Source organism: Segatella asaccharophila, assembly GCF_054687055.1.
Map to the genome: position 1 here is coordinate 18,152 of NZ_BAACAN010000012.1, position 15,015 is coordinate 33,166.

Consider the following 15,015-nt stretch of genomic DNA (forward strand, 5'->3'; position numbering starts at 1 on the left):
TTTTCCTGGACTTATTTGACATACATTAATGATAAAAATCAGTATTTTTGTATCATCAATAAATTACAGGCCATGAGAACAAATCACCTCTTCCCTCTAAAGATCCGAGAATTCATTTATATCAACACTATCATAAACAATAAACAATGAAAACACTTCTTTTAATGGTTGCATTGATAGCTACGACTCTATCAGCTAATGCAAGGAACGAAAAATCAAGAGGATACCCCATCACACCTGTACCTTTCACCTCTGTAAAAGTATGGGACAACAGTTTCTGGGGACAGCGTCTGGAGACCAGTCGTAAGGTAACGATTCCCCTGGCCTTCAGCAAATGTGAGAGTGAAGGAAGATACAAGAATTTTGAGCGCGCAGCACACCCAAGCGATAAATATGATGTAGAAAAATTAATGCCTTATCCCTTTGACGACACTGATGTCTATAAAACCATTGAAGGAGCAAGCTATATTCTCCAGACCTACCCAGACAAGAAACTCAAACTCTATATTGACAGCATCCTGAATATCGTAGCAGCTGCCCAAGAACCCGACGGCTACCTGTATACAGCCCGTACACAAAACCCCAAGCATCCTCATCCCTGGTCAGGAGCGACCCGATGGAGTGAAGAAGAGAACCTGAGTCACGAACTCTATAATCTCGGACACATGATTCAGGGTGCCATTGCCCACTATCAGGCTACCAAAAGCAAGAAGTTCCTGAATATAGCTATTCGCTATGCGGATTGTGTCTGTCGGGAAGTCGGTCCTCGCCCCGGACAGGCACATGTCGTTCCGGGACACCAGATTGCAGAAATGGCCCTAAGTGAACTCTATGTCGTCACAGGCAACAGGAAATACCTGGATGAAGCAAAATATTTCCTCGACTACCGTGGAAAGACAAAGATAAGACAAGAATATTCCCAAAGTCATATCCCTGTAACCCAGCAAAGTGAAGCTGTAGGCCATGCCGTACGTGCTACCTATATGTATGCAGGAATGGCTGATGTGGCTGCACTTACCGGAGATACGGCTTATATCCATGCCATAGATCGTATCTGGGATAATATCGTCAGTAAGAAACTCTATATCACCGGCGGCATCGGGGCAAGGAGCAGTGGTGAAGCCTTCGGAGCAAACTATGAACTTCCCAACATGAGTGCATACTGTGAGACCTGTGCTGCCATCGGAAACGTATATGTCAACTATCGACTGTTCCTACTGCACGGAGAGAGCAAGTACTATGATGTCCTCGCCCGTACTCTCTATAACGGTTTGATCAGTGGCGTATCCATGGATGGCGGAGGTTTCTTCTATCCTAATCCGTTGGAAAGCATGGGACAGCATCAGCGTCAGCCCTGGTTCGGATGTGCCTGCTGTCCATCCAACATTTGCCGGTTCTTGCCTTCTCTACCAGGATATGTCTATGCCGTAAAGGACAGAAATCTGTATGTCAATCTCTTTCTCAGCAATACCTCACGGATAAATCTTGCAGGCAAGGCTGTTTCCATCAGTCAGGACACCCAGTATCCATGGAACGGGGATATAGCCCTCCGGATAAATGGCAACAAGGCAGGACAATTTGCCTTGAAGATCCGCATCCCGGGATGGGTTAAAGGACATCCCGTACCTTCCGATCTCTATGAATACGCGGATCACAAGAGGATGAATTATAAGATCACCGTCAATGGCCGGCAGGTTCCTGCTGCCTTGACACCGGATGGCTATTACACCATCAGCAGGAAGTGGAAAAAAGGAGACCGTATACAAGTTCATTTCGACATGGAAGCACGTATCGTCCGGGCGAATAATAAAGTAGTAGCTGACCGGGGGCAGGTAGCCATAGAGCGGGGGCCAGTCGTCTATTGTGCAGAATGGCCGGACAATGCTTTCAACATCATGAACGTCCTTCTGAACCAGACCCCTCAGTTTACCTCCGGGACCATCCCTGACAGCCGGTTCATTGCAGACAGTCTGAAAGATAAATTGACCCTTTACAAAGATCAAAGTCTGAAGACACTGACCACCCAGGCACAGACATTGGCTTATGACTCAACCGGCAACCTGACCGTACAGAACGTCACACTAAAACTCATCCCTTACTTTTCCTGGTGCCAGCGCGGAAGCGGCAACATGAAAGTATGGATTCCCCAAGACCTCAAAGCTGTGCGCCCCGCCGTACCGGCCACATTAGCCTCTCTTTCTAAAATTGCCTCCTCCACTCCCTCCCGTTCTCTGGGCAGCATCGCCGACGGACTGGTCCCTGCAGATGAGAATGACCGGTCCATCCCCTATTTCCACTGGTGGCCCAAACAGGGTACGACGGAATGGATCACATATACCTTCCCCAAAGAAAGAACGATACAGACTTCCACTGTTTACTGGTATGATGACCAGCCCTGGGGCGGTTGCAAGGTTCCGGAAAAATGGAGTATCCAATATATGGACCAGCACCAACAGTGGCAAGACGTAAAGCATGCTGATCACTATCCTATCCAGAAAGGACAACCCTGTACGGTAGAGTTTGACCCCATAAAGACAAAAGTCGTAAGAATCAATGTGAAGCAACCGGAAAAATATTCTTGTGGACTTTTTGAATGGTCCGTAAATTAAACCCGTATCTACGCCCAGAAAGGAACATTGCCAATGTTCCATGAAAAAAGACAGATAAACTATAGAAAACCAAAGAGATGCAGGAAACCGAATAGTCCTGTACCTCTTTTTTTGAGTTGCCGCCAGATGAGCAGCAGTCATCCCTTAGACCTGCTTACTGTTTTTTCAGCCACGCCTCCAACTCCGACAGATATTCCTGTTTGTGAGGGTAAGCATCCTTGAATCCGAACCCATGGCCACCATTCTCATAGATATGCAAAGCAAAAGGTACATGGTTCCTCTCCAGTTCCGCAGCATACAGGATACTATTCAGCGGACTTACAGCCGGATCATCGGCACTAGCCACGATAAAGGCAGGCGAGGTGGATGACGTGACATGTTCCAGAGGAGAAAGTGCACTCAAGTGATCCTGCCGGTGATCACCTCCCATGATACACTCCTGACAATGCTTATGGGTAAGACCTTCCTCCATCGTTGTCACGGAATACAAGAGAATTTGGAAATCATTCCGCCTGCTTTCAGGCAACTGGGCAGAAATGGCAGCATAATAGCCACCGATAGAAGTCCCCATAACCCCCAGTTTAGCGCATCTCTCCGGATATTGCTCTCTTAGAAGATCCATTGCACGTGTGATGTCCTCAAGAAGGACCTTGCTGTCACCTCTAGGATAACGATACTTCAAGATGGCAAGATTAATGCCTCTCTCATTAAACCAAGGTGCAAAGTCAAGTCCTTCATAGGACAAGTTTATCTGGTTAAAACCACCCCCCGGACATTGGATGACTGTCATGTGAGAAGGTCGCCTTGCAGGAAGGAAGAACAGAGTACCTTCGGGTGCATCCTGCATATCACTCAATGCTGATTGCTTTTCATTACCCAATGATTTTATTTTTCCATCCTGGCCATATAAAGCGATTTGAATTACATTTTCCATCACTACCTCCTTATAAATATCTTTTTCTGTTCCGTTTCTATCCATCCTGTCTCATCTTATAGCCCGCCTGCAGAGAGCCTCAAGACTTTCTACTTTCCGAAAGGATCTTCCTGTTCATCTTCTTCACTATACCCGGCCCGCTATAGATCATGGCAGAATATATCTCCACCAGATCAGCGCCGGCACGGATCATCCCTTCAGCATCCTGAGGGGTCATCACATTCCCGGACCCGATCACTATCATCTCCTTACGGATATGATCATGAAGATATTTGACCACATCCCGAGAGCGCGAACCGATTCCTCTTCCACTCACCTGACCGCTGCCGATATGCTGCAGCAACACCGGGGAAGTTCTCTTCAGATCATACCGGCTCTTTGTCGGACCGGTGGCAATAAATCCCTGGAGGCTATAATGCTCAGCCATCGCGATCGCCTTATCCACCACTTTTTCAGAGACATCAGCCGGAAATTTCATGAACAGAGCACGGCGTACAGGAAGAGTCTTGCGCAGATCCGTCAGCCTGGAGAGTACCTGATCCATCTCCTCAGCACTAATACTTCCCCAGTTGACGGTGAAATAATCAGCTACCCCATAAAGGCGGACAAACACCTTCTCAAAATCTTTCACGATCTGTTGGCCGGTAGAGTTTGCATCCTTGTTGATGTTCACACCCAAGATATAAGGATGCTTCCTGTTTTTGGAAATACGCTTAAAGGCTATTTCCACACCTGGATTATTGAATCCTGTGCGAGAGATCAGGGAGCGGTCAGCAGGTGTTCTGAAAATTCTCGGACGAGGATTTCCTCCCTGCGGAGAAGGAGTAATCGTTCCTACCTCCAAAAAGCCAAAGCCGAAATCAGAAAGTTGGTCAAACACCTGTGCATCCTTATCAAAACCCGCAGAAAGGCCTACCCGGTTCTGAAATTGCAGACCTTGAAAGCGCAAAGGGTTACTTGTGTGATAAGATTTCCGATAAAGTACTCTCAAGGGAGAGATGTGACCATAAAATTCCAATGTTTTTACCAGTATCCTATGGCATTGCTCAGGATCGATGGTAAACAATAAAGGGCGAAAGATGTTTCGATATAACATGACAGTCTTCTTATGAATTCATACTTTTCATTCAGAGATTTCCGGACAGATCAGTCTTACTTATCTCCTGTAGTCGAATGCAAAGGTAATAGAAAAAAAGACCGGTTGGTTATACCTTTATCTTATGCAATATAATTAAAAGTGATAGGGCGATTACGAAACTGTCCATTTTTAAAGTCCTTAATGAATGGCATGAAGGACAAACCGCTTCAGAATATTCTGAAGTCCTGCACTCTCTCCCTGTTTCTCTACGAACACCAGTTCACGGGATAAATCCAGGCCCTGGACCTTAACGGTTTTAAAGGTGCCGTCAAGAATTTCCTCTTTTACTGAGCATACACTGACGATCCCCATACAATCAGATGATTTCACAAACTGCTTGATACCTTCCGTGGAGCCCAGGTACATTTCAACACGAAGATCATTCAGACCTAATTTGTAAGAACGCAACGCCCTTTCAAAAACATCCAGTGTCCCCGATCCCTGTTCACGAAGGACAACGGGAATCCGTTGTAACTCATTGAGAGAGATGCTCTCCCTACGCGCCCACGGGCCGTCAGACCTGACAATGGCAACCAGCCGGTCTTTCATAAAAGGCATATATTTCAACTGTGGTTGCCGGATGACGCCTTCTACCATCCCCAGATCAATTTTGTCAGCCAGGAGGGCAGTTTCTATCTCACGGGAATTACCACTCAGCATGGAAATCTTTGCCTTGGGATACCGCTTGCAGAAAGCGGCCAGGATTTCGGGAATCACATATTGGGAAATGGTCGTACTGGCGCTGATGCGTAATTCCCCTTCTGTCTTTTGCTGCAAGGCACGAACATCATAGTCCAGATTCCTGTAATCCTCCAGTATCCGATTCGCATGATCCAGCATCAACTTCCCCGCTGCGGTAAGTCGGATACTGTTCCCCATACGGTCAAACAGCCGGGTATCATATTCTCTTTCCAGTTCACGGATATGCTTGCTGATCGCCGGCTGACTGATGAACAACTCCTGAGAGGCCTTTGTAAAACTCAGATTCTCAGCCACACTGCGGAAAACTTTCAATCGAATATCGATCATAAATCTAAAATTAGGTATCTGTCCCCCGGAAGCATCAGCAGAAATCAATCCCTAAGAGGAACGTCATCTCTACCTGCTATCCGCAGACCATAATCTCATTGGTAATTACGGATCCTGACATCAATGCCCGAACCTTTCAGCAATTGGGCAACACGCTCAATCTTCGTATCTGAATAATGATAAGGAAACAAGACTTTCGGACGAATGATTCTTGCCGCTCTTGCAGCCTGTTCAGGAGTCATCGTAAAGGGTTGGTTGACAGGCAGAAAAGCAATATCTATATTCTTCAACTGCCTCATCTCCGGAATATTTTCCGTATCTCCTGCAATATAGATGCGAAGGCCATCAAGGGTCAGCACATAGCCATTGCCAACACCTCTGGGATGAAACTGCAGATGCCCGGGAGTATTATTATATGCCGGGATAGCATCTATTTGTATATCCGGGCCCAGATTCAGATGATTCCCATTCTTCATTACCGTACTTTTCCCCATGATCTTCTTCGCCGAAGCAGGATTTGCAACAATAATCGTTCCGGGGTCAGACAACTCCGCGATCGCCTTCGGGTCAAGATGATCCGTATGATCATGTGTGATCAAAATAAGATCAGCCTTGGGAAATTTACGATAATCCGTTTGAGGTTCCATGCCGCTCACCGGATCTACCTCTATCTCCTTTCCGTTATAATTGATTTCAATACTCGCGTGCTTAATAGCCGTCAGCACAACCTTTTTACCACTTTTAGTGATAAACGTATCTTTTTGGAATTCCTGTGCACAAGCTGTTGTCATCATTAACATCAAAAAGATTAAGATATTTGCTCCGTGATGGATTCTCTTCATATTGCTTACGAAGATAGTAAAAACCAGGTAAAAGTCAAAATATTTTAATATCTTTTTACATGGATAATAGGTCTTTCCTGCTGATCACACATTTTGATAAACAGACCTTACAAAGAACGTTTTTTAAGAAATTACAACAATTAAAATACGAAATAAATGTCAGATTATCTATCTTTTTATTATCTTTGCAAGTAGACTATGGTGAGAGGAACTGCATCATAAAGCGGTGTCCTCTGTTAAAACGTGAAGTATTTTAAATATTTTAAATATCTTGTAATTATGGATTTTTTAACAAATGACAAGCTTGTGATCGTCGGCGCTGCCGGCATGATCGGTTCTAACATGACCCAGACAGCTATCATGCTGCACTTAACTCCTAACATTTGTCTCTACGATGTTTTCTCAGCAGAAGGTGTTGCCGAGGAAATGCGTCAGAGTGGTTTTGACGATGTAAACCTCGTTTCTACTACTGATCCAAAGGAAGCCTTCACCGGTGCTAAGTATATTATCTCCTCAGGTGGTGCTCCACGTAAACAGGGCATGACACGTGAGGATCTTCTGGATGGTAACTCCAAGGCTGCTAAAGAGCTGGGAGACAACATCAAGAAGTTCTGTCCTGACGCTAAATTCTGTGTAGTAATCTTCAACCCGGCTGACATTACCGGTCTGGTAACACTGGTTCATTCCGGTCTGAAACCAAATCAGGTGGCTACACTTGCAGCACTTGATTCTACCCGTCTGAAGGGTGCTCTGGCCAAACACTTCGGCGTAAGCCAGACAGAGGTTAAGAATGCTTATACCTACGGTGGCCATGGAGAGAAGATGGCTGTCTTCGCTTCTCCTACGACTGTCAAGGGCGTAAAACTGCTGGATGTGATTGCCGGCAAGGCCAAAGTCAACGGCAAAGGCCTGACTCCTGACGAGTGGAAACAGATGCAGGTAGAAGTCACCAAGGGTGGTGCAAAGATCATCGAACTTCGCCGTCGTTCTTCTTTCCAGAGCCCTGCTTACCTCGCTGTCAAGATGATCGAGGCTGCCATGGGTGGTGAAGAATTCAACTATCCTGCAGGTGCATACGCTGACACCTCTCGTTATTCTCACATCATGATGGCTATGCCTACACGTATCACTTCTGATGGTATCTATCAGAAACCGGTTTTAGGAACTGAAGATGAATTCAAGACTCTGGATGCAAGTTATGAGCATCTGGAAGGCCTTCGTGACCAGGTCATCAAGATGGGTGTTCTCCCTGAGGTGAAAGACTGGCACAAAGTAAACCCAAACTTGTAATCTGTAACAAGTAATATAAAAAGAGCAGGCTGATTGGCCTGCTCTTTTTATATATCCGTATGGCAAGTTCTCTATATCCTCAATTAAAAACCATAGAGAATGTAGTCATTCCCTGTTTCATATCTCTATTAAGCATCAGCGTTCCCCCACTGAGACGCATAATCTGTTTGGAAATCGACAACCCGATGCCACTCCCCTCTTTCTTTGTTGTAAAAAACGGAACAAAAATATGTTGTGCCACCTCTTCAGGAATCACTGGCCCATCATCTGAGACGTCAATGATAACCGCTTCGTTCTCATTGCAGTATGCCCTGACTATGATACGCCCGCCCTTGTCCAAGGCCTGGACGGCATTCTTCAGCAGATTGGTGACCACATGCCCCACAAGACTTTCATCAGCATAAAGGATCAGATCATCGGGTGAGACCGTATTGCTAATAACGATTTCTTTTCCTGGCATTTGCTGTTCTGCCAGACGAACCATCCTCTCCAGAAAGGGTTTTATATAAAACAAGGTAGGCACCGGTGTAGGCACATGCGTGAATTTACGGTAATTTTCCACAAAGGCAACCAGTTCCCGGCTTGTCCTGTGAATAACTTCCAGGCCATTGTGTATTTCACCTTCTGACTTTTGAAGCAATGCCTCACTGAGGGACGTGATCGGCGTCACAGTATTCATGATCTCGTGTGTCAGCACCCGTATCAGTTTAGCCCATGAATCTATCTCATTCTCGTCCAGTTCCGCATTGATGTCATTAACCGTTACCAGCCGCACCTGGCATCCTTTGAGCAAGGTCCGGGAAGAACGGAGTGACAGGTGACATTCTCCGCATTCATTACTGAAAGACACCTGGCTTTTCTCTCCAGGCAAAATATCCCGTATCTGCCGGTAAAGTCCCATATTGATATGTTTCAGTTGGTCAATATGTGTCAAGACAGAAGTACCGGTTAACCTCAACGCGGCTTCATTATACTGCCTCACATTTCCTCTCTCGTCTATCACCAGAATACCGGTATCCACAGAATTGATGATCCGCTCATAATATTTCTCACGTTCCATGGCCTCATTGCGTGTACATTCCATGATTCGCTTGATCCGGTTAAGGGCAAAATTAAGGACCTTGTCTTCATGGGATACCTTGTTTACGGGGAATTGGAATGTATAGTCGAAATTGTCCATGGCATCAAACATGAAAGCCACCTTACGTATATTCCGGCGATAATGACGGTATAAACGTATATATCCGAACACGAACAGAAGGAACATTCCACTAACAGCTGCAATCATCAAGGGACTCATAATCCGTATCTTTTGATTTTATTATACAAGGTCTGGCGTGATATGCCCAAACGAGAAGCGACAACAGACAGATTCCCCTCACATTCCTGAATGGTCCTCTCTATAAGCTGCCGTTCCATCTCCTCCAGAGTCTGCACCTTTTCCAAAGGATCATTTGAGTGGATATCACTGCCCTCAATGTCATCACCGTGAATATGAGGCCCATCAGACAGGATCACCGCTTTCTCGACAGCATGCTCCAGTTCCCTGATATTCCCATACCAGGGCATCTCCTTTAATTTCCGCTCAGCGTCTTCAGCTAAAGACAGGTTTTCCTTGCCATAAATCCCGCCATATTTTTTCAGGAAAAGGCAGGCCAGAGGTACTATATCTCCTTTACGCTGTCTCAAGGGAGGCAGATGCAAATGGATCGTATTGATACGATAGAGCAGATCTTCCCGGAACTCCCCTTTCTGTACCATTTCCTTCAAGTCTTTATTAGTTGCGCAGATCAACCTCACGTCTATCGGTATACGAACAGAACCGCCAACACGCACGATACTCCGTCGCTGGAGAACTGTCAGGAGTTTTGCCTGAAGAGCATAGCACAGATTACCGATCTCATCCAGGAAGAGGGTCCCACCTTCTGCCAGTTCAAACTTCCCCGGACGATCGGTTTTTGCATCTGTAAAAGCTCCCTTCACATATCCGAAGAGTTCACTTTCAAACAAAGTTTCAGTAATCGCACCCATATCAATGGGCAGCATCTTGGCTTTAGAACGACTGGACCAGCGATGTATCTCTTTAGCCAGGACCTCTTTCCCCGTCCCGTTTTCCCCGGTAATCAGGATGTCAGCATCCGTTGGTGCTACCTTCTCCACCATCAGCCTCAACTCCCTCATAGCATTGCTGTCCCCCCAGAACATCCCACCCGGTTCTGATGCCATGACTTTGCGGGTACTCTTGTCCCTGGCTTCTTTCAGCGTCTGGATCAGTTTTTCATTTTCAAAAGGCTTGACGATAAAATCTACTGCCCCTTCCTTGATCCCCTTTACAGCAAGTTGTATATCGGCATACGCTGTAAAAAGTACCACCTGAGTCTGTGGATTCATACGCTTGATCTCTTTCAGCCAGTACAGTCCTTCATTGCCACTATTGATACCACTTGAGAAATTCATGTCAAGCAATACTACATCCGGTTTTCCTTCACGCAATTGAGCAGGAATGAGATTAGGATTACTAATAGGGATAACCGTTTGAAAGGTATCTTCAAGCAAGATGCTTACAGTAGTCAGAATATTTCGGTTATCATCTACGACGAGTAGGGTCCCTTGTTTTGCCATGTTCTATGATTCTATGCCTGCAAATATAATATAAACTCCCGAAATTGCCAAATTTACAGGTGCTTTACAGGCTAATAGTTGCCTGAAAACAGGCTCAAACGACACAGGGGATCATTTACGGCATAGATACTTATGAATCTGTCCCACGGCTTCCCCAGCCCATACCGCATCATACCCCGCATTGACACGGATGAGCTCACGTCCCTTGATCCGGGTACTGAAAATAATCTGATACTCACCTACCGTATACGGTGTAGCCATATTCTTGGCGCTTACGCCAATAATATCAGTCATACTGATTTTCTCCCCATCAACGATCAGGAAATCTCCCTTGACATAGATCAGGATAATACCGGCAGGCTCATTTGCTTTCGAGGCATTGATGATCACGCTATCATCCGGCTCTCCATATTCTGCCACCACCGATTCCAGGGAAGTGAACTTATCAAGCGCACTGCCTGCCTGAGTCCCCTTCGTCTGTTCCCTCTTCTCCTTCTGCTTCAAGAAAAAATAAGCCAGAGGAAGGACCAACAGGAAAAGCAGTATTGCTACTCCGGTATAAAGAGTCAATAACAGAATGGCAATGACTGCAAGGATCATATTTCGTTTCATAAGCATATTATCTATATGGAAAAGTTATAAAAATTTCATTAACGGCTTTCATTCATCGGTTGTAACGAGCTGCAAAAGACAATGCACATTTTGTCAAATCACTTACCTGTGATATGGTCAGTGTATTCAGCCCATGTCCCTCACCCGGGTAGATACGAAGAAGATAAGGTATATCCTTTGCTTTCAACTGTTTCTCCAATTCGTAGGCCTGTTTTACAGGAACAAGTTTATCCGCTCCACCATGGGAGATCAAGACTGGCGGCATCCCCTTATGTATTCTATTGACAGGAGACAAACGGTCCGTGTTGCCATTTGCGAAGATCCGTAACATCAGTTCCCGTTCATGCACCAGATCAGGTTTTACGATTCTGATCAAAGACACGGCAAGAGGAGAAAGGCCCGTACGGAAGAGACCGTTCAGGTCCGTCGGGCCATAATCATCCAGGATAAAGCGGATGCCGGAAGAGTGTGGTTCACTCCCCAACACCAAGGCTAAATGAGCCCCTGCAGAAGTGCCCCATAGCCCCATGCGATGGGCATCAAGATGATATTTCCCCGCATTTCTGGAAATCCAGTCAAGGGCATCCCGGCAGTCACTTAATTCCGTAAGGGCATCCCGTCTTTTCCCGTCAGCCAGCCGGTAATCAATGGATACCACTGCATAATGTGCTCTTAGAAAAGCTTCCAGGAGGGCCTGGCGGTAATCCTTTTCTATCCAGGACTTGTCACCGTGTATCCAACTGCCGCCATGAATATAAACGAGCACCGGCCGACGCGTTACGGTATCCTTTTCCAAAGAGTAAATATCAAGTCGCAGCATACTGTCATCCACCGTTTTATATGGGACATCAGTAATGACCTTCATCCAAGACCCTGGCCGGGTGTTGGCATAAACATTCGTTTTCTCTATCCCCAGGTGAGCACATGATCCAAGACCCATAAGGATGGCGACAAACAGCAAAATTCTGCGTAATGTCATTTTCATAAAAAGATTCTTTTACAATTTAAGTATAAAGATAGCTCATTTATTTTACATCAAAGAATACAAACTCCATCGTTGTCCATTATTTTTTACTTTCAGAAGCAGTTGTCATATATTCTTTGACAACTACCTTCTTAGCTAACTCTCTCTTTCAATATATTATCAACATTCCAGCTTACCATCTGCTTTGAGGTGGAAAAAGCTCAGCTATTTGTTAATGTCAAGAAATAGACTCATGCCATAAATCGGTAAGTGAAAGATGAACCGTTATGAATACAAAAATAGATAATTTTATCAGAATATTCAAATTCATAAAGGTTAAAAAACAGATGAATGCCGATTCACTTGTCCTTTCCACCAATTTAAAGTCTAAAAGGCCATCTATATCTGCTAAAGTCATCAACTCTCAGTGTCCAAATATTTGACAGCAGTGTCCAATATTTGGACATCCATCCTTTTAAGGATTTAATATAACTATCTGATTATAAAAGCCATAGCTACTTTGGCACGTCTATTGCCCTGTCTATAGCAACAAGAAATAAAAATGAAGCATCTACTGGATTTAAAATCTTACCTGGTATTCCTCAGCCGGAACAAGACCTACACACTGATCAATGTATTTGGACTATCGTTCAGTTTGATGTTCGTCATTCTTATCACCGTCTACACTACTCAAGAATATACCATAGACCAAATGCATTCCAAAGCAGACCGTATTTTCTCTTTAGGATGCAAGATCAAAGAAAATGGGACCACGCAGGAATTGGATGGCGCACCTTGGAAGATCCAGCACTATTTGAAAGACCGTTATCCGGAAATAGAGAAAACCTGCGCCATAAGCACAGCGAAAGCCATCGTCAATCTCCCTACTGGAGAGCAAACAGAAACCACTTTCCTGTTCACTGATCCCACCTTCTACCAGTTGTTTGACTTTCAACTGACAGAAGGTGACCGTAATCATGTACTCGATAAACTTAACAGTGCAGTACTTACGGAAGATTATGCAAGGAAGGTCTTCGGCAAGAAAGATCCACTCGGCAAAGTAATCACCTATAATGATTCCATTCACCTTGTAGTAACAGGTATCGCTAAGAAGATGACAGGTTCATCAATCGGCAATCAGGACATTATTGCCAGATATGAGAATATGGAGAACCTCAATCCCACCTGCACGGATGCCAACATGTCAAATGCTTTCGGAGGAGAAGTGTTTATTCTCACTAAGCCACATACACATCTGGAATCAAAGATACAGGATATGGATCGATATTTCAGGCATTTTTACTGGATCTACAGGTTACCCGGTGCAAAAGCCCATGTAATACTCACCCCCTTCAGTCACCTGTATTTTTCAAAAACTGACAATTCAGGAGATACACTTCGCGGGAACAAGATGCTGGTTAACATTCTTTTCTCTGTAGGACTGGTGATCCTGCTCTTCTCCGTCATCAATTACATCAACCTCACGATCGCTCAATCCGGCAACCGTGCACGAGAGATGGCCACACGAAGGCTCTTAGGCAGTCAGAAGAAAGACATTGCGATAAGACTGATCTCAGAGAGCATCCTGCTCTGTTCCATTTCTATGATCATCGGCGTATTACTTGCTCTTGTCGGCGCACCATACACATCAAACCTACTGAACACGAAACTGTATATGAGCCGCCTGTTCCAGCCCATCCACATCCTTGAGTTGCTCCTATGCGTGCTGATCATAGGGATTCTCTCAGGCATCATCCCTGCATTTTTCATTTCCAGGGCAAAGCCTATAGAGGTAGTACGTGGAACATTCCGGCACCAGACAAAGATGATTTTCAGCAAGTTCATGATTATCCTGCAAAGCACAATAACCATAGTGCTGACGGGCGTCTCCCTCACGATGATACTGCAAGTGAACCATTTGACGAAAGCTCCACTGGGGTACCGGAAAGATAACATTATCGGAATTGACAATCCAGGAGCAGACAGTGCTCATATCGCCCAGTTCCTCCATGCCGTGAGAAATCTCCCCCACATCAGGAACATCTCCGCCTGCAACGGCTATCCATTGAACCGAGGGAGCAACAGCACCATAATCTATAAAGGCAAAGCCATCAGTTTCCAGATTTTCTCGGTAGACCGGCAGTTCATGAATATCTTAGGCATCCACGTGGAAAAGAAATACCCTCTTAATGAGCAACAAGGATGCTATATTAACCATCAGGCCTACCAGGAGCTAAGGCTGAAACCCGGCATCCATGAGATCAGTTTTTACCCAAACATGAAACTAGGTATATGTGGTATTCTCATGGATTTCCATATCGGAGATATTACATCCGGGCAGTATCCCGTACTTATCTACGTCAATAAGAAACTGGCTCATCCCCGGAATTTCATTATCCAGGTCACCGGTAATCCCAAGGAAGCCTACAGAGAAGTACAGAAGGCTTACAAGGAAACATTCCATCTTGACCTGGACACGGATCATCCCTTTATAGATCAGCAAATTGAAAAGGTATTTGACCAGCAAGTACGAATGTCAAAAACGATTCCCCTTTTTGCGGGAATAGCAATACTGATCTCCCTATTGGGACTAATAGCTATGAGCTCCTACTTCATCCAGCAGCGCAACAAGGAAATTGCCGTGCGCAAAGTATTTGGAAGCTACAGCCATCAGATAATGATCCACCTGATACGCACATTCCTCTCCTACGTACTGATCGCTTTCGTCCTGTCTGTTCCGGTAACCAGGTATTTCATGAGCCGCTGGCTGTCGGGTTACAATTACCGTATCTCTCTCAGTCCGTGGATTTTTCTTGTCTCCGGTCTGTTCTGTATCATCATATCAATAGGCGCAATACTTATACAAAGTTACAGGGCATCACATGAAAATCCAGTCATTCACATTCAAGAGAACTAAAGGGATCAAATCTGCAGGAGACGAAGAAATGGCCTATCAACCCAGTTGCCACAGACAG

The 15,015-nt window shown here is 45.2% G+C and carries 11 protein-coding genes; 3 read left to right on the top strand and 8 right to left on the bottom strand.

The window, feature by feature from the left end:
* The first annotated feature begins 146 nt into the window (after positions 1 to 146).
* Complete coding sequence (locus ACYRYG_RS08505) at positions 147 to 2,609, top strand: glycoside hydrolase family 127 protein (protein WP_460197992.1); 2,463 nt, start codon at positions 147 to 149, stop codon at positions 2,607 to 2,609.
* 154 nt (positions 2,610 to 2,763) lie between these two features.
* Here the strand turns inward: ACYRYG_RS08505 and ACYRYG_RS08510 are convergent, their stop codons facing one another.
* The 4 genes from ACYRYG_RS08510 to ACYRYG_RS08525 all read right to left on the bottom strand — a co-directional run bounded on the left by ACYRYG_RS08510 (position 2,764) and on the right by ACYRYG_RS08525 (position 6,504).
* Positions 2,764 to 3,588: an alpha/beta hydrolase gene (locus ACYRYG_RS08510; RefSeq protein ID WP_460197993.1), complete on the bottom strand. Its 825-nt coding sequence runs from the start codon at positions 3,586 to 3,588 to the stop codon at positions 2,764 to 2,766.
* Positions 3,589 to 3,622: 34 nt separating this feature from the next.
* Positions 3,623 to 4,639, bottom strand: a complete 1,017-nt coding sequence (locus ACYRYG_RS08515; RefSeq protein WP_460197994.1) for a quinone-dependent dihydroorotate dehydrogenase — start codon at positions 4,637 to 4,639, stop codon at positions 3,623 to 3,625.
* A 180-nt stretch (positions 4,640 to 4,819) separates the two neighbouring features.
* Positions 4,820 to 5,710: a LysR family transcriptional regulator gene (locus ACYRYG_RS08520; protein ID WP_293419790.1), complete on the bottom strand. Its 891-nt coding sequence runs from the start codon at positions 5,708 to 5,710 to the stop codon at positions 4,820 to 4,822.
* Between the two features lie 95 nt (positions 5,711 to 5,805).
* Complete coding sequence (locus ACYRYG_RS08525) at positions 5,806 to 6,504, bottom strand: MBL fold metallo-hydrolase (RefSeq protein WP_460197995.1); 699 nt, start codon at positions 6,502 to 6,504, stop codon at positions 5,806 to 5,808.
* Positions 6,505 to 6,831: 327 nt separating this feature from the next.
* Here ACYRYG_RS08525 and ACYRYG_RS08530 point away from each other — a divergent pair, with 327 nt between their 5' ends.
* Complete coding sequence (locus tag ACYRYG_RS08530) at positions 6,832 to 7,842, top strand: malate dehydrogenase (RefSeq protein WP_460197996.1); 1,011 nt, start codon at positions 6,832 to 6,834, stop codon at positions 7,840 to 7,842.
* Positions 7,843 to 7,921: 79 nt separating this feature from the next.
* On the opposite strand, the gene ACYRYG_RS08535 is transcribed toward ACYRYG_RS08530, so the two are convergent.
* The 4 genes from ACYRYG_RS08535 to ACYRYG_RS08550 form a co-directional block, all read right to left on the bottom strand.
* Positions 7,922 to 9,142 (bottom strand): sensor histidine kinase, encoded by a 1,221-nt coding sequence (locus ACYRYG_RS08535; protein WP_293419796.1) that lies wholly within the window; start codon positions 9,140 to 9,142, stop codon positions 7,922 to 7,924.
* The gene (locus ACYRYG_RS08540; protein ID WP_460197997.1) at positions 9,139 to 10,464 is read right to left on the bottom strand and encodes a sigma-54-dependent transcriptional regulator; all 1,326 of its coding nucleotides are present in this window, start codon (positions 10,462 to 10,464) and stop codon (positions 9,139 to 9,141) included. Before ACYRYG_RS08540 ends, ACYRYG_RS08535 begins: the two co-directional genes overlap by 4 nt.
* Positions 10,465 to 10,575: 111 nt before the next feature.
* Complete coding sequence (locus ACYRYG_RS08545; protein WP_293419802.1) at positions 10,576 to 11,076, bottom strand: hypothetical protein; 501 nt, start codon at positions 11,074 to 11,076, stop codon at positions 10,576 to 10,578.
* Positions 11,077 to 11,128: 52 nt separating this feature from the next.
* Entirely contained in the window at positions 11,129 to 12,061 is a 933-nt protein-coding gene (locus tag ACYRYG_RS08550) for an alpha/beta hydrolase (protein ID WP_293424274.1), read from the bottom strand.
* Positions 12,062 to 12,602: 541 nt separating this feature from the next.
* Here ACYRYG_RS08550 and ACYRYG_RS08555 point away from each other — a divergent pair.
* A complete protein-coding gene (locus ACYRYG_RS08555; RefSeq protein WP_460197998.1) occupies positions 12,603 to 14,957 on the top strand; it encodes an ABC transporter permease in 2,355 nt (784 codons plus the stop codon).
* The last annotated feature ends 58 nt before the right edge of the window (positions 14,958 to 15,015 follow it).